The organism is Bosea sp. Tri-49, from assembly GCF_003952665.1.
Classification (GTDB): domain Bacteria; phylum Pseudomonadota; class Alphaproteobacteria; order Rhizobiales; family Beijerinckiaceae; genus Allobosea.
The window spans coordinates 265,727-285,976 of sequence record NZ_CP017947.1 but is presented as its reverse complement, the minus strand read 5'-3'; the positions used below and the strand labels follow the sequence as shown (position 1 = coordinate 285,976).

The 20,250-nt window shown below is 61.2% G+C and carries 17 protein-coding genes and 2 pseudogenes; 12 read left to right on the top strand and 7 right to left on the bottom strand.

The genetic code is table 11. From position 1 onward, the window contains the following. The first annotated feature begins 182 nt into the window (after positions 1 to 182). The 6 genes and pseudogenes from BLM15_RS30405 to BLM15_RS30380 all read left to right on the top strand — a co-directional run bounded on the left by BLM15_RS30405 (position 183) and on the right by BLM15_RS30380 (position 4,222). On the top strand, positions 183 to 689 hold the full coding sequence (locus BLM15_RS30405; protein ID WP_126116645.1) for a YciE/YciF ferroxidase family protein: 507 nt from the start codon (positions 183 to 185) through the stop codon (positions 687 to 689). Between the two features lie 132 nt (positions 690 to 821). Next, positions 822 to 1,118 (top strand): annotated as a pseudogene (locus tag BLM15_RS32265) (low affinity iron permease family protein). A 59-nt stretch (positions 1,119 to 1,177) separates the two neighbouring features. After that, positions 1,178 to 1,744: a CinA family protein gene (locus BLM15_RS30395; protein WP_126116644.1), complete on the top strand. Its 567-nt coding sequence runs from the start codon at positions 1,178 to 1,180 to the stop codon at positions 1,742 to 1,744. Positions 1,745 to 1,829: 85 nt separating this feature from the next. Further along, entirely contained in the window at positions 1,830 to 3,347 is a 1,518-nt protein-coding gene (locus BLM15_RS30390; protein WP_126116643.1) for an FAD-dependent oxidoreductase, read from the top strand. Positions 3,348 to 3,525: 178 nt separating this feature from the next. Continuing rightward, positions 3,526 to 3,810: pseudogene (locus tag BLM15_RS30385) on the top strand (alcohol dehydrogenase catalytic domain-containing protein); the annotation flags it as partial. Positions 3,811 to 3,907: 97 nt separating this feature from the next. Next, complete coding sequence (locus BLM15_RS30380) at positions 3,908 to 4,222, top strand: DUF2489 domain-containing protein (RefSeq protein WP_126116642.1); 315 nt, start codon at positions 3,908 to 3,910, stop codon at positions 4,220 to 4,222. Here BLM15_RS30380 and BLM15_RS30375 read toward each other — a convergent pair. After that, complete coding sequence (locus tag BLM15_RS30375) at positions 4,214 to 4,999, bottom strand: Crp/Fnr family transcriptional regulator (RefSeq protein WP_126116641.1); 786 nt, start codon at positions 4,997 to 4,999, stop codon at positions 4,214 to 4,216. The genes BLM15_RS30380 and BLM15_RS30375 overlap by 9 nt on opposite strands. Positions 5,000 to 5,706: 707 nt before the next feature. Here BLM15_RS30375 and BLM15_RS30370 point away from each other — a divergent pair. The 5 genes from BLM15_RS30370 to ku (BLM15_RS30350) all read left to right on the top strand — a co-directional run bounded on the left by BLM15_RS30370 (position 5,707) and on the right by ku (BLM15_RS30350) (position 11,817). Next, positions 5,707 to 6,117: a response regulator gene (locus BLM15_RS30370; RefSeq protein ID WP_236846825.1), complete on the top strand. Its 411-nt coding sequence runs from the start codon at positions 5,707 to 5,709 to the stop codon at positions 6,115 to 6,117. Positions 6,118 to 7,607: 1,490 nt separating this feature from the next. Beyond that, positions 7,608 to 7,817 (top strand): cold-shock protein, encoded by a 210-nt coding sequence (locus BLM15_RS30365; protein ID WP_126116639.1) that lies wholly within the window; start codon positions 7,608 to 7,610, stop codon positions 7,815 to 7,817. Between the two features lie 58 nt (positions 7,818 to 7,875). Beyond that, positions 7,876 to 8,085 (top strand): hypothetical protein, encoded by a 210-nt coding sequence (locus BLM15_RS30360; protein ID WP_126116638.1) that lies wholly within the window; start codon positions 7,876 to 7,878, stop codon positions 8,083 to 8,085. A gap of 246 nt (positions 8,086 to 8,331) precedes the next feature. Next, the gene (gene ligD, locus BLM15_RS30355) at positions 8,332 to 10,956 is read left to right on the top strand and encodes a DNA ligase D (protein WP_126116637.1); all 2,625 of its coding nucleotides are present in this window, start codon (positions 8,332 to 8,334) and stop codon (positions 10,954 to 10,956) included. Positions 10,957 to 11,028: 72 nt separating this feature from the next. After that, the gene (gene ku / locus BLM15_RS30350; protein ID WP_126116636.1) at positions 11,029 to 11,817 is read left to right on the top strand and encodes a non-homologous end joining protein Ku; all 789 of its coding nucleotides are present in this window, start codon (positions 11,029 to 11,031) and stop codon (positions 11,815 to 11,817) included. On the opposite strand, the gene ku (BLM15_RS30345) is transcribed toward ku (BLM15_RS30350), so the two are convergent. Continuing rightward, on the bottom strand, positions 11,818 to 12,660 hold the full coding sequence (ku, locus tag BLM15_RS30345) for a non-homologous end joining protein Ku (protein ID WP_126116635.1): 843 nt from the start codon (positions 12,658 to 12,660) through the stop codon (positions 11,818 to 11,820). A gap of 105 nt (positions 12,661 to 12,765) precedes the next feature. Between ku (BLM15_RS30345) and BLM15_RS30340 the strand changes: the two genes are divergently transcribed. Then, positions 12,766 to 13,053 carry a hypothetical protein gene (locus BLM15_RS30340; protein ID WP_126116634.1) on the top strand — a complete coding sequence of 96 codons (288 nt, stop codon included), beginning with the start codon at positions 12,766 to 12,768 and terminating at the stop codon, positions 13,051 to 13,053. 120 nt (positions 13,054 to 13,173) lie between these two features. On the opposite strand, the gene BLM15_RS30335 is transcribed toward BLM15_RS30340, so the two are convergent. From BLM15_RS30335 to BLM15_RS32080, 5 genes are all read right to left on the bottom strand, one after another. After that, positions 13,174 to 13,788: a hypothetical protein gene (locus tag BLM15_RS30335; protein ID WP_126116804.1), complete on the bottom strand. Its 615-nt coding sequence runs from the start codon at positions 13,786 to 13,788 to the stop codon at positions 13,174 to 13,176. Positions 13,789 to 13,896: 108 nt separating this feature from the next. Further along, positions 13,897 to 14,646: a DNA polymerase III subunit epsilon gene (locus BLM15_RS30330; protein WP_126116633.1), complete on the bottom strand. Its 750-nt coding sequence runs from the start codon at positions 14,644 to 14,646 to the stop codon at positions 13,897 to 13,899. Positions 14,647 to 14,727: 81 nt separating this feature from the next. Continuing rightward, on the bottom strand, positions 14,728 to 17,988 hold the full coding sequence (locus tag BLM15_RS30325) for an error-prone DNA polymerase (protein ID WP_126116632.1): 3,261 nt from the start codon (positions 17,986 to 17,988) through the stop codon (positions 14,728 to 14,730). Further along, entirely contained in the window at positions 17,985 to 19,508 is a 1,524-nt protein-coding gene (locus tag BLM15_RS30320; protein ID WP_126116631.1) for a Y-family DNA polymerase, read from the bottom strand. Before BLM15_RS30320 ends, BLM15_RS30325 begins: the two co-directional genes overlap by 4 nt. After that, positions 19,423 to 20,175, bottom strand: a complete 753-nt coding sequence (locus tag BLM15_RS32080) for an ImuA family protein (RefSeq protein WP_126116630.1) — start codon at positions 20,173 to 20,175, stop codon at positions 19,423 to 19,425. The genes BLM15_RS30320 and BLM15_RS32080 overlap by 86 nt, the downstream gene beginning before the upstream one ends. Positions 20,176 to 20,250 lie beyond the last annotated feature (75 nt).

The window sequence follows — 20,250 nt, the reverse complement described above, 5'->3', positions numbered from 1 at the left end:
CACCGAACGCAAGCGTTCTCTAGCAGGTGTGCTCGCATGCCAGCTGCGGTCGCAGAGCACACCGAGAGGCTCGCCAATAGGTCCCGGTGAGGCGATCCGTGCGTTTGCGTACCATCCTGCCCCCTGCGGAAACCAAGAAACGGCGGTCGGGTTATCACCGTATCTTTCCAAGGAGTTAAACGATGGCAAGCGAACCCAAGACTCTTGACGATCTTTTTCTCGAGACACTCAAGGACATCTATTACGCTGAAAAGCAGATCCTGAAGGCGCTCCCGAAGATGGCGAAGGCAGCAACTGCTCCGGAGCTCAAGCAGGCGTTTGAAAAGCATCGCGACGAGACCGAGACCCATGTCGAGCGGCTCACCGAGGTCTTCGAGATCCTCGGCAAGGCGCCTCGCGGCAAGACCTGTGACGCGATCATCGGCATCATCGAGGAGGGCAAGTCGATCATGGAAGACTTCGACGGCAGCCCGGCTCTCGACGCCGGTCTCCTCGCAGCCGCCCAGGCGGTCGAACACTATGAAATCTCGCGCTATGGCACGCTGAAGGCTTGGGCCCAGCAGCTTGCTCTGGGCAACGCCGTGACGCTCCTCGACCTGACCCTGACCGAAGAGTTGAAGACCGACCTGACACTCACTCAGCTCGGCGAGCGCAAGGTCAACAAGCAGGCCTTGGCCAAGGCGGCCTGATCCGGGACAGGATCGACATACCAGAGCCCTCCGACCCAGTCTTGGATCTCGGGCAGGCGTCACCGTTCAGCCGGCTGTGGCAGAAGCCGCTGCCATGCCGGCAAGCCGGTAACGACCTTCCTGGCGCTGGGGGTGACCTTGGGCTGTCCGGCCCCTTCTTCAGCGTCAACGACACCCTGGCAACGGGTGATCAACACCTCGACGACGATCGTCACCTTCCTGATGGATCCACAACAGCCAGAACCGCGACACGGCCGCGATGCAGATCAAGTTCAATGATTGCTCACCACGGTTGAGGGCGCACGCGAAGAGCTGGTGAACCTCGAGGACCTCGACGAGGAGAAGCTTGCGGCGATCCGCGACGAATATGAGCGGCGAGCCGCAAAGGCGCGCGAGCAGCCCAGCTGCAGCGTTCCAGGTCTGACGTGAACGGGTTGAAGGGGGCGTAACGCAAACGCCGACCCCCAAAACCGGCAAGGATCAAAGCGATGAAAGAATCGGTGCTCTCATGGCGTATGCGCGAGTTCGAGACGCTCCCCGGATCCGCGCTACCCGAGCTTCAGGATCTGGCGCAACAGCTCATCACGGCGCTCGCGCATGGCAACCTGCGGATCGCCGTTGCCGAGTCCTGTAGCGCAGGCGCCCTCGCCAGTGGCTTATCGAAGGCGGAGGGGGCCGGGGATGTCCTGATCGGCGGTTTCGTGACCTATATGGCCTCGGCCAAAACCCAGCTCCTGGGCGTGCCAGAGCAGCTTATGGCAGCTCATTCCGCAGTCTCGAGTCCGGTGGCGCGCGCCATGGAGACGGGGGTGCTCGCAGGCACTGAAGCTTATCTTGCGCTTGCGATCACGGGTGTAACGGGCCCGGTTGCCGATGAGCGTGGCAATCCGCGAGGGCGCATCTATATCGCTGCGGCCGTGGCCGGTGGCGGTGGTATCGACTGCCATTGTGAGTTTGGTGCGTTCCCCCCGCCGGTTCTACTCGACGCCGGCTTGCGAACTGCACTCGCAATTGGCCTCGAAGCTTTGAAAATGAAGTCCGTCCAGCGCGTCTGAGGCTCTCAGGCGGGAGAACTAGCCGCGCCCTGAATCATTCGAACTGATCAAGTCACGGGACGTTGGACCCTCAGAGGAGTTTCCCATGAACGCGATGCGCGAACACAGCCGCTCGGTCTGGATGAATACCGAAGTAGCGCCCAACGCCTTGCCTCTGTCAGAGAATGCGCAAATCGACGTGGCAGTCGTGGGGGCCGGTATCGCCGGCCTGTCGGTTGCCTACGAGCTGATGCTTCGCGGATACTCGGTATTGGTCCTCGATCGCGGCCCGATTGCCGGCGGCATGACGTCGAGGACAACGGCGCATCTCGCTCCGATCTGCGACGACTCGCTGGCCGAGCTGGTTTCAATGCGCGGGCCAGAACTAGCGCGCGGCTTTCAGGCCAGCCAGAGCGCCGCGGTCGATCGGATCGAGGCGATCCAGAGGGAGCTTGGAATAGAGTGCGAGTTTCGCAGGCTCGACGGCATCCTCTTCCTTGACCCAAAGAGCGAGCAGTCGGTGCTGGACGACGAAGTGTCGGCAGCCGGCGAGATCGGTGTCGAGGTTGAGCGCGGTACGGGGCTGCCGCTGCAGACGCTGCAGGACCGGCCTTATCTGCGCTACCCCGATCAGGCGACCTTTCACCCCCTCAGGTATCTGCAAGGCCTTGTCGAGGCGCTGCAGGAAAAAGGGACACTGTTGCATCCGTTTTCGGCGGTCGACGAGATTGCAGAAGACCGGGAGGGCGTGCACATCAGGCTGGGGTCCGGGCAGCAGGTCGATGCCAACTTTGTGGTCGTCGCGACCAATTCACCAATCCATGATCTCTTCGCCCTGCACACAAAGCAGGCGCCATATCGGACTTATGCGATGACGTTCGAAATCGAGCGAGCGGCCCTGGCAGATGCGCTCTACTGGGATACCGAAGATCCATACCATTACGTCCGCCTGACCGCCGGCGCGAACGGCAAGGATATCCTGATCGTCGGCGGGGAAGACCATAAGACCGGCGAGTCCGACGACGCGCCCACTCGTTTTGCCGCACTGGAATCGTGGATCAGGACGCTGATCCCGGATCTCGGCCCGGAACTCCATCGCTGGTCTGGACAGGTGATGGATACGCTCGACTATGGCGCCTACATCGGCCGCGAGTCGCAGCGCGAGCGGATCTTCGTCGCGACCGGCGACTCCGGCCAGGGCATTACCCATGGCGTGGTCGCCAGCCTCCTCATCCCTGATCTGATCGACGGCAAGGACAACCGCTTCGCAGCTGTCTATGACCCGGCTCGCAAGCCGGTGAAGGCAGCGATGACTTTCGTCAGCGAGAACAGCACGGCAGTGACCAATCTAGCGCAGTATCTCGCTCCGGGAGAGGTCGCCTCCGTGGACGAACTCGAGCCTGGACAAGGCGCGATCATCCGCGACGGCCTCACCAAGATCGCTGCGTACCGGGCGAATGACGGCACCCTCTACCAGCGCTCGGCAGTCTGCACGCATCTTGGCTGCCATTTGCAATGGAATTCGCTGGAAACGTGCTGGGATTGTCCCTGTCACGGATCGCATTTTGCTCCCGACGGCAGCGTGCTCAACGGTCCTGCCGTAGCGCCGCTGGCGCGCCTTTAGGACCACGCCTCTGAAGTTACCTCTTTACTTGCCGACGTTCGAACTCAGAAAATTTCGATGAAAAGGAACGCCGCGCCTTTCCACTGGTTCAAGTAACCGCCGGACGATTAGCTCCTGCTGCTTTTCCACCTTGCCACCCGGCGAAGATTTTCACGGCGACAGCTTCGGAGGACGACGCATGCGTGCGCTCTGTTGGCATGGAAAAGGCGACGGTCGGGTCGACACCGTTCCTGACCCGCAACTCCAACATCCCCGTGATGCGATCATCAAGATCACTTGCTGCGCGATCTGCGGCTCCGATCTGCATCTCCTCGACGGCTATCAGCCAACGATGGAGAGCGGTGACATTCTCGGTCACGAGAACATGGGCGAGGTCGTCGAACTCGGCGCAGAGGTGACTAATCTGCGCATCGGCAACCGCGTCGTTGCGCCGTTCACCATCAGCTGCGGCGATTTAAGCTTTGGGAAGTTGCCGATATCGTGGCTATGGTTGAGGCTGGCGAGGAAGCGCCTGCCAAGCGCGGGCCCTACAAAAAATCAGCAGCCTAAAGGCGCGACAAATGACGAAAGAGGAAGCCCGGACTGAGATTAGCAGAACGGCTCAAGCCATGTTGTCCGGCGCGATGTCCTTATTCGAAGGCGCGCGAAGAATTGCCTCTCTGCGCTTTCCTGCCGATCTTGAGACCGACCCTGATGTGATGGCATTCGTTGGGATCGACTCCGAGACTGATGCCATGCCGCTTGGATCGGTGCGCGAATACTGGCAATCGGATGCCTTGGAAAAACTCCGTCCAGAAATCGCGAAGGCCGAGGCATGGGCGCACAACTTTGGCAGTCCCTCTGCTGAACGGCTTGCGGCCAGATTTTCAAACTGACCCACTACCCGCATCCCTCGTCAGATGATAATTCGTGAACTGGAAGCCGCTGAGGTCGACTAGCTGAGAAAGCTTATCAATCCTGAGCACGCGCCCACGCAATGTTACGAGCCCCTGGTTTTTCAGCGACTTAAGGGAGCGATTGACATGTACTGGAGATAGACCCAGCAAGTCCGCCGCCGCTGTCTGCGTCATGGGGAATGCGAATTCGGGCCGGTCAGCGAGGCCCACGGCAGCAAGGCGAAAATAGAGCTCGCAGTACAAATAGGCGAGCCGCTCCATGGCATCGCGCCTGCCCAAGCTGGCGATCAGTTCGTTTTGGGACTCCTTCGTGAATTGAAGATCCCACCAAAGGGCCCTCTCAATCCGCGGGTTCGTTTTGCAAAGCTCGCGCAAGTCACTGGCAGAAAGGTAGGCGACGGTAAGAGGGGTGAGGGCAACAAGAGTGTCCGTCATGTGGGCAGGCATGGTGCCGAAGGGCTGACATAAGTCCCCGGCGAGCAGCAGGCTAATAATCTGGCGCCTACCGTCTGCCATCTGCTTGTAATGGCAGGCCCAACCGTCGGCAACGAGCGCAAGATGGCGCCGCTCCTCACCCTCGTAAAACAAATCGACCCCGGTGGGTACTGATTTGGTTGCGACGATCAGCCCAAACAACATAAGTTCATCACGAGGCTCCAGAGACGAGCCATTACTGAGCTTCCTGAAGAACGCCCGAGCCCCTTTCCAAGCCGCACCACTGTTTGCGCCGCGCTCCGATGCCTGTTCCATTTTCATACCATCTCAGGATCCGCAGACTAACCAACAGGATGCCGCTTTGATCCGCGTCATGAAATTAACCCTTGTTAAAGCCGAACGCTCGGCTTGAGCTAATTTTGACAGCCTGAAGCGAGGGGCTGTGCCGTCATGTCGGATTATGCCGGGTCGTGCTCGTTCCCTGGTATGAGCAAGATGATTTCATTCGTATTCGCCAAATGCGGAACGGCGTTTATCTGCCGCCTTGCTACAGTGCGTGGCGGGAGCAGGCGGTAGCAAAGGTTCGCGAACTTTTAGCCACGGGAGCGGCTGCGCAGGTCGTCGGCGTGCGTATTGACGCCTACTTCCAGTGGCTATGTGAGCGAGGCGTCGCCGACACAGTCACATCGCGACGACAATACCTATATTATTTATCGGGCGAAGCAGCTTATGAAATTCGTGACGTCTGTTGGCCTGAGCCACCAACGCGGCACTGAAGTTTCCCGACGGCGCTGCGGTCGATCGATGCTCAAGGGTCGCCGACCAACCTCTGCGCGGCGTGGCGCCTCTGAAGATGGAAGGCTTAAAAGGGGGGGTCTAGAGTTATGCATCTGGAACGGAAGGCACGATCGGACTGGCAAGGGCCAGAGCGCCCCAATTGGAGGAGACGGCCTGCTGGCTCAAGCTTGATGGATTTAGCCTACTCACGCTTGAAGCGAAGCCGGCACAGGTCGAGAACGAGCTTCGAGATGAACGACACAAGCGATCTCAGCGGATACCAAATCCTCGTGGTCGAGGACGAGTATTTCATCGCGGCCGACATGACTCGCGAGTTACAGGGAGCTGGAGCTCACGTGGTTGGTCCGTGTCCGACTGAAGAATCCGCCCGCGCAGCATTAGCGAAGTCACGGCCAGATGCGGCATTAGTCGACATCAATCTAGGGCGCGGGCCATCGTTTAAACTGGCGGAGGCTTTGAGAGACCGTGGCATACCTTTTCTTTTTCTAACGGGCTATGATCGCGATGGCATTCCGGTCGAATACATCGATGTCCGCCGGATCGAAAAACCATGTCAATTGCATCAAGTCGTCGGCGCCATATCACAGCTGCTAAATACGAGTCTGCGAGAAAAATCTTCCGACATCACGACCGGTTCATAGTTAGTGAGTTTTACCGAGCCGTGTGCGCAAGATTTGCGATGTTAGTGAAGGCGGGGCCAGCCTTGACGGCGTTCGCCGTCGGACGTTCGTCAACCTTTTGCCTTGTTCTGAGCATCAGCGAGGCACGGCGTCAGCCCTGCCAACGCTGCCTAGAGCGCCATCAATACAGTCCGACCGACGCTGGCGACAGTTAGTGATCACCGCCGGGCCGCTTCCCATGACTCTAGGAACGCCGCCGTTATTACCCTATTTCGGGTTGCGATGGGCACGTGCGGCCCTGCGCTTTTGGACGCTGACTATCGCCGCCGCCATGGTCGTAGCACCTGCCAAGCCCGCACCAACAGCGAGCAAGCGCGGGCGTCCGGCTCCCGCAAAATGCGCGTGCTGCGGCTTCTTTCCCGGCGGTGCCGAGACCTCCAGCGGTGCCGAGACTGCCCGAGGCCGCCTGCTTACAATGCGCGCGGCGACAACACAGCTGGCCGCCAGAGCGAGCAATCCCCCCGCTATCGCCAGGCTGGCCGCGATGGGACCGTAGCGAAACATTAGAACCGTGTAGCCGCCGTTGAGCACATAACCCAGGGCGAAGACTGCGATCAACCCGCCTAGCGCCATGAGGCCGTAGCTAACCGCAGCGCGCTTGAGAGCAAGCGTCGCTCGTGCGGTAAAATAAGCCAGCAGGCTACCCACGACCTATCTCGCCGCCCAGAAGCCGAGAAAGACGCCAGCTGCGACCGCCCATCCTCTTGCCCGCATGGGTCGATTGCGCACCTCGTTGATTATTGCCTGCTGCAGCTCGCTGACACGCTCCGTTGCTGCCTCCGTCATTACATCAGTCCGCGCCAAATATGTTGAGATGCGCCGTCCTGCGAAGATCCACCCTCGGCTTTCTGAGACATTGCTTTGAACCCATCTTCCATAGCAACCCCCGCACTCGTTTGTTGTTGAGTCATTTCGCTCACTGTGTCCATAGATGACCTTCAAACGGCCCAGTTGGGGTGCTGTTCCGGCTGCCATAAACAAATCGAACTCGGCCAGCGTGCGGTGGCGTACACTGGTTAGTTCTTCGGCCCGAGGAGGGATCAAAGTTACGAAGTCCAGTTGTTTGCGTGGCGCCCTCGCGTTCCTCGCGCCAAGCCTCTTGCCGGCCCGCAGCCCAGCCGCTCGAGAGGCAGAACTGGGAGCCCCGCTGGCTCGCGCCGGTGGGGTTTCTTGTGCGCGTAACTCAGTGCGGAATCCAAACATTTGTTCAAAATTGGGTTTGAGCAGATCCTTGCCACTCCCGAGTGCGCCCCAAAGTGCCATGTCTCGACCAAGGACGGAGGAACCAGTCCCGGTGACGATCCCCGGATATGTGTCAGCGCGCCGAGATTTCGACACATGCAGACCGGATGTGCCACCTGCTAGGAAACCGCGAGTCGGTCACAGATGGTCCGACTTGCATCCCAAACGGACGCTCGGCATTCTCGGGTACTCAACAACGGGAGAGAAGCATGGCTACTGGAACCGTGAAGTGGTTCAACTCGACAAAGGGCTTCGGCTTCATCCAGCCAGACGGCGGCGGTCAGGATGTATTTGTTCATATTAGCGCCGTGGAACGTGCCGGTCTCCAAGAGTTGCGCGATGGACAGAAGATTTCGTACGAGGTCGTCGCCGATAAGCGCTCCGGCAAGTCATCTGCAGAGAACTTGAAAGCCGAATAGCATCTGGTACCCGATCGGCCTCGCCGGGCGCGCGAGGCCGCTACACTGGTCGCTCCGCATGGCCGATAAGCAAATTATCGAGATTCCTATCGTGAAAGTTGTGGCGATCGAGGTGAGCTCTGACCCAACGCAGGATTCTCTGATCACGTTTGCGACTGAGGCGGAGGCGGATATCGCTCTTCGATTGCCGCCGACTGTAATCGCAGAGCTTGAGGCGCTGCTCGCCCGCGCCAGTCAAGAGCAGGCGAAACGTCTGCCAAAGCAATGATCCAGCTGGATACGATTCCACCCCCAAGCTAACCGCAGCGAACATCGCGCTGAAGTATTGGTTAAGCTCGCGCTGGCATATCGGCCTTGTTGCCCTCCCTGGCGTTATCGCGCTCGGCCAGTTAGTAGTCGCCAGCGCCGAGCGCCGGATCCGAGCGCCGTGAACGTTCTTGGCTACGGCCGTCGCCTAGCACGAATGGAACCCTGAAAATCGGCGTGCGTTGACGTCGTCACAGAGGATATCTCGGTGGCCGGAAAACTCCAAGCATATCGCGCCAAACGCGATTTTCAGAAAACCAAGGAACCGAGTGACAACGCGCCCGTGGCGTCCTCGGATCGTTTGCGGTTCGTCATTCAAAAGCACGACGCCACGAGGCTCCACTACGACCTGCGTCTCGAACTCGATGGGGTCTTCAAATCTTGGGCGGTGACGAAGGGGCCATCGCTTGATCCCCATGACAAGCGGCTGGCCGTCGAGGTGGAAGATCATCCGCTGGCTTACGGCGACTTCGAAGGGACGATCCCTAAGGGGGAATATGGAGGCGGCACGGTCCAGCTCTGGGATCGCGGGTTTTGGGAGCCAGAAGGCAAGCTCAGCGCCGAGCGCCAACTGCAAAAAGGCGATCTGAAGTTTACCCTGAAGGGCAAACGGCTTCACGGCAGCTTCGTCCTCGTCCGCATGCGCAGCGATAGGGACGGTGGCAAGCGGACCAACTGGCTGCTCATCAAGCATCGCGATGAGCATGCGGTCGATGGTGACGGCGAAGCGGTTTTGAAAGCTGAGACCTCGGTGGCATCGGGCCGGAAGATGCCTGCGATAGCGGCGGGCAAAGGGCGCTCTCCGGAACCATTCCTGCTTGCCGAAAACGTCCTGGCTCCGGATGCGGAGTGGGACAGCCGAAGGGGTCTTGCGGCGAAGCAGAGAACTAGTGCGAAGAGACCCGCGTCAAAAGACCAAGCGCGGACCGCCAATATGCCGCCCTTCATCGCACCCCAGCTATGCCGCAGCGTCGAGCGGCCGTCCAATGGCAATGGGTGGGTTCACGAAATCAAGTTTGACGGATATCGCGTTCAGATGCGGATAGAAGGCAGCAAAGTCACCCTGAAGACGCGCAAGGGGCTCGACTGGACCTCGAAATTTCGCGGGATTGCGAAGGCCGCAGCTGGCTTGCCCGATGCCATCATCGACGGCGAGATCGTCGCACTCGACGGCCACGGCTCGCCTGATTTTGCGGCACTCCAGGCCGCCATCTCCGAAGGTAAGACGCAGCATCTCGTCTATTTTGCATTCGACATGCTCTTCGACAGGAACAAGGATATGCGCGCAGAGCCGCTTCTCGAGCGGAAGGAGCAGCTAAAGACTTATCTCGATGAGCATGCCGACGGTGTTGTTGTTCGCTATGTCGAGCATTTTGAAACCGGCGGCGACGCCGTGCTGAAGTCGGCCTGCAAATTGTCCTTAGAGGGCATCGTCTCGAAGGCCGTCAAAGCGCCTTATGTTTCCGGACGCAGTGACACATGGACGAAGGCTAAATGTCGTGCCGGGCATGAGGTCGTCATCGGCGGCTGGTCCACGACGGCAGGCAAGTTCAGATCGCTCCTGGTCGGCGTCAATCGAGGCTCGCACTTCGTCTACATCGGCCGGGTCGGCACAGGCTACAGCGCCGCCAAGGTCAATGCGTTATTGCCGCGGCTGAAGGCAGTGGCCGCGAACACATCGCCTTTCACCGGAGCTGGCGCTCCCAAGCGCGAGCCTGGTGTCACTTGGCTAAAGCCCGAGCTCGTCGCTGAGATCGAGTTCGCCGGCTGGACCGGCGATGGCATGGTTCGGCAGGCGGCCTTCAAGGGCCTGCGTGAAGACAAGCCCGCCGACGAGGTCGAGACTGAACTACCCGCCGATCCCGAAGAGATCGAAACTCCAGAACCGCGCCCAGCTCGCACTCGCGGACGCGGAGGTAGGGTCGATGTAATCGGCGTCAGCATCAGCCATCCGGACAAGCCGTTGTGGCCACATGCCGAGGATGGTCGTCCCGTCACTAAACAGGATCTGGCCGAGTATTTTGCAGCTGTAGGCGACTGGATGCTGCCGCATATCAAGGGGCGCCCCTGCTCGCTGGTGCGTGCACCGGATGGCATCGACGGAGAGATGTTCTTCCAGCGCCATGCCGGCATGGGCACGTCGAACCTGTTCGAGCTCGTCCGCGTTTTCGGCGACAAGAAGCCCTATCTTCAAATCGATCGAATTGAAGCATTGGCCGCGGCAGCTCAGATCGGAGGCATCGAGCTGCACCCCTGGAACTGCGTGCCCGGCGATCCTGAGGTTCCAGGGCGCCTCGTATTCGATCTAGATCCGGGACCAGGGGTCAGCTTCGGCGACGTCATCGATGCCGCGAAGCAGATGCGCGAGAGGCTCGCTGCGCTCGGTCTCGAAAGCTTCTGCAAGACCACTGGCGGAAAGGGCCTGCACGTGGTTGCGCCGCTCGCGCCCGCAAAACGCAGCAAGGTCGGCTGGCCGGCCGCAAAGGATTTCGCCCGAGGGGTCTGTGCCGTACTGGCGAGCGAGGAGCCGTCGCGCTACGTCGTCAACATGGCCAAGCGCCTGCGAAACGGCCGGATTTTCCTCGACTATCTTCGCAATGATCGCATGGCGACGGCGGTCGCCCCGCTCTCGCCTCGGGCCAGGCCCGGCGCCCACGCCTCGATGCCGCTGACATGGTCGCAAGTTAAATCCGGTCTCGACCCAAGCCGTTACACGGTGCGGACCCTGCCTGGCCTGCTCAAGAAAACCAAGGCTTGGGACGGTTATGACGACGCAGCGGGATCGATCGCGGACGCTATCAAGAAACTCGGGAAACGTGCCGAGGCGGCCTGATCGCTTTGCAAACCTCGCGGAACGATCGGCTATGGCGCTGCGTTCACCGGGAGAATCGGGAGACATCTGACCATGGCGCCACGGACATTCTGGAAGGGCTACCTGAAGCTTTCGCTGGTGACATGCCCCGTGGCGATGATGCCGGCTCGGTCAGAAAGCGACAAGGTTCGCTTCCACACGATCAACCGCAAGACGGGTAACCGCATCCAGAGCCGGTTCGTCGATGCGATCACCGGTAAGCCAGTCGCCGATGATGACGAGGTCAAAGGCTATCCCAAGGGCGACGACGAATACGTCATGCTCGAAGATGATGAGCTCGACTCTGTCGCTTTGGAGAGCACGCGCACGATCGATATCGAGACCTTCGCGCCAAGATCGTCGGTCGGCTGGATTTGGTACGATACGCCGCATTATCTCGTCCCCGATGCCAAGGTTGGCGAGGAGGCCTTCTCGGTCATCCGCGAAGCGATGAAGCGAACCAAGACTGTGGGGATTTCGCGCGTCGTCCTCTACCGCCGTGAGCGCGCAGTATTGCTCGACGCTCGCGATAACGGCATCGTTCTTTGGACGCTGCGCTATGGGGATGAGGTCCGGCCCGAAAAGGATTATTTTGGCGGAATCGGTAAGGCGGAGCCTGAGGCCGATCTGCGCCCTCTAATGGACAAGCTGATCAAGACCCGCACCAAAGACTGGTCTCCCGATCTGGCGACGGACCCCGTGCAGGATGAATTGCTCGGGATCATTAAAGCCAAGCAGAAGGGGCGCAAACCTGCGAAGGCGGCGCCGCGTCAAGCCTCTGAGGGCAACGTCATCAGCATCATGGACGCGCTCAAGAAGAGCCTTGAGCCGAAGCGGAAGTGATCAGCTCGCCTTCTTGCGGGGCGCCTCACTTTTCGCGGCCGGCTTCGACTTTGTCGCGGACTTGCCACCGCTCGCCTTTGCACTTTGGCGCAGCGCTTCCATGAGATTCACAACCTTGGTTGGCTCTGGCCGCTTCTGAGGCTTGATCTTTCGGCCTTCGATCTTCGCCTGGACAAGCTCGGCTAATGCCGATTCGTACCGGTCGTCGTAGGATTTGGGATCGAACGCGCCGGCCTTTGTCTTAATAATGTGCTCGGCGAGTTCGAGCATTTCGTCATCGATCTTGATGGCGGGCACGTCGCTAAATGCGTTCTCGGCCGAACGCACCTCGTAATCGAAGTTCAGCGTCGTCGCGATCAACCCATTGCCCTGCGGGCGGATTAGGATCGAGCGCATTCGGCGGAAGATCACAGTCCGAGCGAGGGCGGCTGACTTTTGGCCTTTCATACCCTCGCGGATTAGCGCGAACGCATCGGACGCAACAGGCGTACTCGGTGCCACATAGTAAGGCTTGTCGAAAAAGATATCGTCGATCTCATCGCAAGGCAGGAATGTCTCGACGGTGAGGGTTTTGTCGCTTTCAGGGATTGCGGCGGCGATCTCTTCAGGCTCGAGGATGACATAGTCACCATCCCCCCTGTCATAGCCCTTGACCTGATCTTCCGCCTCGACCGGCTTGCCGGAGACCTCATCGATGAACTGGCGGTGGACGCGGTTGCCCGTCTTGCGGTTGAGCGTGTGAAACGAGATGCGTTCCGCTGTCGACGCCGCCGTGTACAGCGATACGGGACATGTCACCTCGGCGATTTTGAGGACGCCTTTCCAAACAGCGCGCGGTGCCATGGATATCCCTCAAGCTGGGTTGGTAATTTGCTCTATGCGGAGGAACTTGGTGGCGATGCTAATGGTTCCAGTTTCAGACCCTAACGCGCAGACTGGGACAGGCCGATGTCGAACGAAGACGCCGTCATCGCTAAGGCTCTGAACGCCGGGCTACGCCGGCTTCTCGTGGCGGCGTTCATCCATGAGCAAGAAACTGCGGCCGATAATGCTGAGCATCCCACGCTATATGATGCCATCAATCGAGAAATAGGCCGTTTGGCCATGCGCGGTACGACTGATGCAGGAGAGGATGTTGCGCTGACGGCCGCGGTTCGGAATGGGCTCAAGCTCTACCTGGATGCCGCATCGCGCGAGGCTTCAGGACATCGTCCGGTTCCTGCGCAAACTCAGTGAGGCAGCGCTTGGCTGGCTAGCGAGAGCGATGAGTCAATTCGCCGCCGATGCGTAGGTTGCGATTAGCGTTTTGCCGGAGCACTGGGGTTCCGCCCTATCGCGAAGTGTATGACGCAAAAGTTAGCGTAGCAGACCTTCCGCATCGAAGGCGTCCCATCCTTCCAGTGACGCGTGCACATCAGGCTCGCTTGACCTGCCACCGGTCTTGCGTTTGCCTTTGCCAGCTCGGGTTAGCGCCGCCTTGGCTGCCGCCCGCCGGCGGGTTTCGACAACAGCCTGCGCATCCTCATCCCTCCACAGCACGGGCAAGTCGCCATCCAGAACGTCCTCGATGTGCCGAGGATCGAAGACGTGAAACGTCACTGCCTTTGAGCGTCCGCGCAGTTTGATCGTGCGTGTCCCCATGCTCTTGAGGCGTCCGTCTTTCAGCCATTTGTGTCGCTCTCGAGAGGAGATCGAGAGAATATCCTCGACCTCCCGCGGGAGCACGGGGAGATCGGCAACCTTCGCCAGCGCCTCGCCGACTTGCTCGGAAGCAGCTGTGAGCTCGCCGGGCTCGGCTTCGGGCATGCATAGCAGGACGCGCCCGGCCTCGACGGCGACATCGTTTCGGAATGCGAGGGGAAGGCGACGCCGCAACTCACGCTCGAGCCCCTTCATACGAGTCGCCGAGCCAAGCGTCGCCGATGACGCCAATGGCCATTCGATCGAGCGCTGGGAAGCTGGGAGCGTCATTTCGCCGGGGTTTACCATGCCGCTTTCATTCTGTTCCGGGTCGAAAGGAAGAAACAACTCGCCCTGCCCTGTCGCTGTTCCGGGTCAGGAGAATTCTCGCCACCCACGTTACAAAAGCGAGGGCTGTGCAGGTTCCCTCGGCGGAATAACGTCTACATCTCCGCGCCGCTCTAGTTCCATCCTGGCACTGAAACGCACGTCGGCATCGCGAGCGCTTGCTAGTTCCTGCAAGGCGTCGCCGTTGAGTTGAACCCAGCCCTTGCCGCGATGCGGTCCGTCGGGAACTCGCGGCAGGAGCCCGGGCTCGAGGCTCCAGGCGAGCAGTTGTTCCAGAGAGGCTTCATTCAACATGTCGCGCAGGTGGTGCGCGGTGACATAGGCATCAGGCATTGCCCGGTGCGCCGGTAGGCCGAGTTCGTGGACGAGCCCTTCGGGCATGCGCTGATAGCGAAGCATCTGGTTCGAAAAGCTTGGCAAATGCGGCCAGAGCCGTAAAGCGCACTTCCAGGTGCAGATCCAGGGGGCGCCACCGCTCAGGTTCGGCGTGCAGTAACGTTGCTCGAACGCCGCGCGGTGGGCGGCGAGCGCATCGACGCCGCCCGACCGGCGCAGGGCGATTGGCGCGACTTCCTTCCAGAACGGCGCATGGGCGACGTCCTGGTCGCGTATGTGATGAACGGCCATCGTGTCGATCGAGATAGGTCGACCTGGATTGACGAGATACGATCCCCGTTCGGGCGCAACATGCCATCGGCCATCTGGACGGACGGATACGTCCTGCCATCCGATTTCACAGACGTCCTGCTTTCCGCCTCCGGCGGTCTCGAGGTCGATGACCCTGACGCGTTGGTTCGGCATGATCCTCACATCAGCATCCGCCTCGACTGTTACAAGTCAGGAGCGGGTATCCGGCGGGAACTTCGGCCGCTAGCCGAGCGGTCAGCGGAAATCCCGCGTCTTTACCTTGATCGTGTTGATGTGGAGATCGGGGATGTAGATATCCCGCGTCCGCAACCCCTTCGGCGGGAGATCCCGCGGATCGGGGGTTGGCGACCCATGATGGAATTCATCGCCTCGTCCGTGCGGCAGCGGGAACGGCCGGTCTCGCTGCCCGATACCGGCAAGGTCAGCAGAAAGATCAGTCAGCCGCTGGGCTACGAGATGAACGACTTCGCCCTCGCGCTGGATGCGGCCTCGCGCGGAGATCATCCCCGCGGAAAGAATCGTCCTGCGAAAGCGCTCAAATACCGCCGGCCAGACCACCAAGTTCGCGATGCCGGTCTCGTCCTCCAGGGTAATGAACATGACGCCCTTCGCCGAGCCCGGTCGCTGACGCACGAGCACGATGCCTGCCGCTTCAAGCCAACGACCGTCGCGCGCCTCCATCGCAGCCTGGCAGCTGACGATGCGTTTGCGCTGCAAATCCCTCCGCAGGAATGACACTGGGTGATCTCCGAGGGTCAGGCCGACATGCCGGTAATCTTCGACGACGTCGCCTCCCGCGGTCATCGGCCGCAGCGCGATCGCAGGTTCAGGAGCTTCCTCGGCATACCCGTCTGGAGCCACTTTGAGCAAAGGCAAGGGCTCGTCGCGCAGGGCCCGGATGGCCCAAATCGCGTCCCGACGGGCGAGCCGGAAGGCAGGCCGAAATCCGTCGGCCTCGGCGATGTGCGCCAGGGCGGCGACGGGCACACGAGCACGGCGCCAGAGATCTTCGACTGAGGAGAAGCGTAAGCCCGCGCGCGCCGTGATGATCGCAGCCGCGTGAGCATTGGAGAGACCCTTGACCATGCGCAAACCGAGGCGGACGGCGAAGCGCACCTCGTCGTCTGTCTGCTCCAGTGAACAGTCCCAGCGCGAAGCGTTTGCGCAGACCGGCCGAACCTCGACGCCATGGTCCCGCGCGTCGCGAACGATCTGGGCGGGCGCGTAGAAGCCCATCGGCTGGCTATTCAACAGAGCGGCGCAAAAGACGTCGGGATGCCAGCATTTAAGCCAAGCCGATGCATAGGCGATGAGGGCAAACGAGGCGGCATGGCTCTCGGGAAAACCATAGCTGCCGAAGCCTTCGAGTTGCCGGAAGGTCTGTTCCGCGAACGGCTGCTCGTAGCCATTGGCGACCATGCCACTCACGAGCTTTTCCTTGAAAGCAGAAACGCCGCCGGTGAACTTGAACGTCGCCATGCTCTTTCGCAGCATGTCGGCTTCGCCGGGCGTGAAACCGGCGCATTCGATCGAGACCCGCATGGCCTGTTCCTGAAAGAGCGGTACCCCAAGCGTCTTGCCAAGCACCTTTTCCAGTTCGGGTTTTGGATACTGCACGGGCTCGCGCCCCTCACGCCGTCGCAGATAAGGGTGGACCATATCGCCCTGAATCGGGCCGGGCCGAACGATGGCGACTTGGACGACGAGGTCGTAGTAGGTCCGCGGCTTCAAACGCGGAAGCATCGACATCTGGGCCCGGCTTTCGATTTGAAATGTCCCAAGCGTGTCAGCCTTGCGGATCATCGCGTAGGTCCGAGGATCCTCCGCCGGGATTGAGGCCAGATCGAGCTTAATGCCCTTGTGATCGGCCAGCATGTCGAGACCCCGCTTCATACAGGTCAGCATTCCGAGTGCGAGCACGTCGACCTTCATGAAGCGCAGGGCGTCGATGTCATCCTTGTCCCACTCGATCACCTGGCGGTCGGCCATGGCAGCCGGTTCGATTGGAACGAGGTCGTCAAGGCGATCATGCGTCAGCACGAACCCGCCCGGGTGCTGGGATAGATGCCGCGGCGCTCCCTGGAGCTGACGGGCGAGATCGAGCGTCAATCGAAGCCGGCGGTCGGTCAAGTTGAGATTGAGCTCTTCGACATGGCGTTTCTCGACGCCCTCCTCGGACCACGCCCAAACCTGAAACGACAGCGCCCTAATTAAATCTTCGGGAAGCCCCAACGCCTTGCCGACATCGCGCAAGGCGCCCTTGGTCCGGTACCGGATGACGGTCGAACAAAGCGCGGCATGGTCCCGGCCGTAGGTATCGAATACCCACTGCATGACGATCTCGCGCCGCTCGTGCTCGAAGTCGACGTCGATGTCGGGAGGCTCCCGCCGCTCTTCAGACACGAACCGCTCGAACAAGAGATCGTTGCGCCCTGGGTCGATCGAGGTAATGCCCAGGACGAAGCAAACGGCTGAGTTCGCAGCCGAGCCGCGTCCCTGGCAGAGAATGTCGCGCGAACGAGCGAAACGGACGATCGCGTTGACCGTCAGAAAATAGGGGGCATATCCGAGCTTCTCGATCAGAATCAGCTCGTGGTTCAGACTGGCACGGACACTGTCCGGAATGCCTTCGGGGTACCGGGCTGCGGCGCCTGCCCAAGTCAGCTTCGCCAGGGTCTCCTGCGGCGTCAGCGAGGGATCGTCGCGCTCCTCCGGGTACTGGTAGGCGAGTTCATCGAGCGAAAACCGGCAGCGGTCGGCTATGTGGAGCGTTCGGGCCAATGCCTCGGGATAGCGCGCGAACAGCCGATGCATCTCCTCGGGGAGCTTCAGGTAGCGGTCGGCGTGGCGTTCGCGGCGGTCGCCGAGGGCGTCGATCGTAACATTGTGCCGGATGCAGGTGACGACATCCTGCAAGATACGCCGCGCTGGCTTGTGGAACAGCACGTCGTTGGTGACGACCGTCGGCACGCGCATCCGGGTTGCAAGGTTCGAAAGCTCGTGAAGCCGGAGAGCGTCGTTCGGCCGGCGCCGCAGCGACAGCGCGACGTAGCCCCGGTCGCCGAAGCCGTCGCGAAGCCTGCGCAGACGGAAGGCACATTCGTCGTCGGCTTGGTCTGATACAAGGACGGCGACCAAACCCTCGCTGTAAGCGATGACATCCGACCATTCGATGTGGCAGCGTGCCTTCCCGCCGCGCTTCTTCCCCACAGAAAGCAGCCGGCAGAGACGGGAATAAGCGGCGCGGTCGATGGGGTAGACGAGGAGCGACATCCCGTCGGCGAGATCCAAGCGGCATCCCACGATGAGCCGTATGCCCGTCGTCTTCGCGGCCTCATGGGCGCGGACGATCCCGGCAAGCGAATTGCGATCGACGACGGCCAGCGCCTCGATGCCCAGCATGGCAGCCTGCGCGAAAAGCTCCTCGGCGGAGGACGCGCCGCGCAGGAAGCTAAAGTGGCTGGTGACTTGGAGCTCGGCGTAGCGCGTGCTCATCCGAACACCCCATGGAGGAACCACCTGTGCGATCCCGTGGCGGTGTCCTCGCCGTCGCCGGCGCGATACAGCCAGTAGCGCTCTCCCGCGTCGTCCTCGACTTGGAAATAGTCACGAACCGCCGCCATCTCTGCGTCCCGCTTCCACCACTCCCCGAACACGCGCTCGGGCCCGTCCGCGCGCCTGACGCGGCGCCGAATGCCGCGCCAGCTGAACCAGGCAGGCGGATGGTCGGGCAGTAGCGCCAGCGTCTCCACCGGCTCCGGACGCGACAGCAGGCGAGCGGGCCGCGGCCAGTGGGTCGGCCATACGGCTCCGGTTTCCTCGGCAAGTGCTGCAACCCGGCGGACGGATCGTTCCGGGACGTCGCTGGCAACGGGGACTAGGCGGTAGACGGCTTTGTCGCCGACGCGATTTGCCAGGATGTCAATCAACCCGGAGACGTCCGGGTCGAATTCCTCCACGAGCGAGCTCGCAATCTGCTTGCGCTCCAGCGGTTCGGCCAAGATTGCGGCGAGCGTCATGATCTCGATCCCCGAGCCGGGCGCGAGTGTTTCAATCTTTTCGCAGAGCAGACGTGTGAGGCGCCTGACGTCGCAAACAGGCCGTGCAAGCCCGATCCGTACGGTCTGAAGACCTCCGTCGAGGCGGTGGCAGATCAAATCGAGGCGCCTGCCACCGAGGGCGCGCTCTTCGAGGCGTTCGCAGAGTTCGGCGACGAGCTTACCGATGTAGCGGGCGATCGTTTCGGGAGCGCCAATGGGCTCGGCGAAGGCACGCCGGACCTCAATAAGATCGGGCGGCCGTATCGCGATTATCGGCTCCGCTACTTCGCCAAGCGCCTGGGCCAATCGGCGTGCGATATCGGGCCCGAAACGGAGCGTGAGCGGGGACCGCGGCTGGGAGATGAGATCGCCGGCGGTCTCAAAGCCAAGTACGCGAAGGTCTGCCGCGATCCGCACTGGAATCCGCAAGCATTCCAGGGGGAGATGGACGATGGGCAACGCTCCGTGCCCGGCCGGAGCCACGACGGTCGATCGAGCGACGTATCGCGCCAAGGCGTGAGCTGTACCCCAGGTATCGGCCACCGCAGCCCTCGCTTCGACGCCCGACATCGCGAGGCGACCGACTATCTGGTCAAGCATCGCCGTCTCGCCACGGTGGAGGTGGTCGGCTCCGCTGGCATCGATGACGATGCCGCTGGGCGGGTCTGGCGCCACGACCGGCGCGGCACGTTGGTATAGCCAGATTGCCAGCCTTTCTAACTCTTGAGCATCGGCTGCTAGATCGGCCTCTTCAACTGCCAATCCTGGCACTAGCGCCTGCGCCTTAGTGGCTGGCATGCCAACACGAAGTCCCGCGGCGAACGCCGTGGCGCTCGCTGCCTGCACCAACCTCCTACTTCCGTCGCGGGCGATCAGGACGAGCGGGACCTCAGGCGAAGGTGCCGCGTCGCCAGCCGCCCGCCGAAACCGGTCGATCGACCAGCTCGGCAGGAAGACCGAGACGACCCGTGTCATCGCAAGCCTCCAATTCGAAATCTGCGCTTTCACCCGCCCGGACACGAATGAGTTCAACCAGCCACCGATGTCGGCCGACCCCGGTAACCGGAAGAGCCGTCGACGGAAGAACAGAAACCCGCCATCGCGTCATGGCTGCGGTGGGTTGTCCGAAGTCCGATATGTCCGGTTCGCGTAGCCACCGACGTAGAGCAATCCCGATCGACCCTGTGCCCTCCGCGGCCAGTTGGAGCCGTCGAGATGCCGTCATCGAAAGGCGGGTGACCTCTCCGACGACAGAGCCGAGACCGCCATGGCGGAGGCCTTCCTCCATGCACGCCAGCACTGTCTTGTCGTCAGCGGCTTCTACATAGATCACACGGTCGGGCAGCAATCCTGCCTGGGCGACAGACGGCGCGAACAGGTCGCACTGGGTCATACACCACAGAACTTTTCCTGGCGTCCGTGCGGCGACGCCGGCAGTAAAAAGCGCTGCCGCAGCGCCATCGATTGCTCCTTGGCCGCCGCCCCCAACTTCGTGAAGCGCGCCTAGCGCCAATCCTCCACCGGGAAGCCGAGAATCCATGGCAGCGACACCAAATGGAAGCGCCGTTCGATCACGCGTGCTGCGTCCTTCGATCCGTTCGATCTGGTCTCGCAACGACTGAAGGGCGGGCTGAGACCGCAATTGAACATGACCCGTCGTGAATAAGTTCCCTCTTTGTTCTCATTCTGGCGGTGCGAGTCAAGCTTGCCCCCTCCT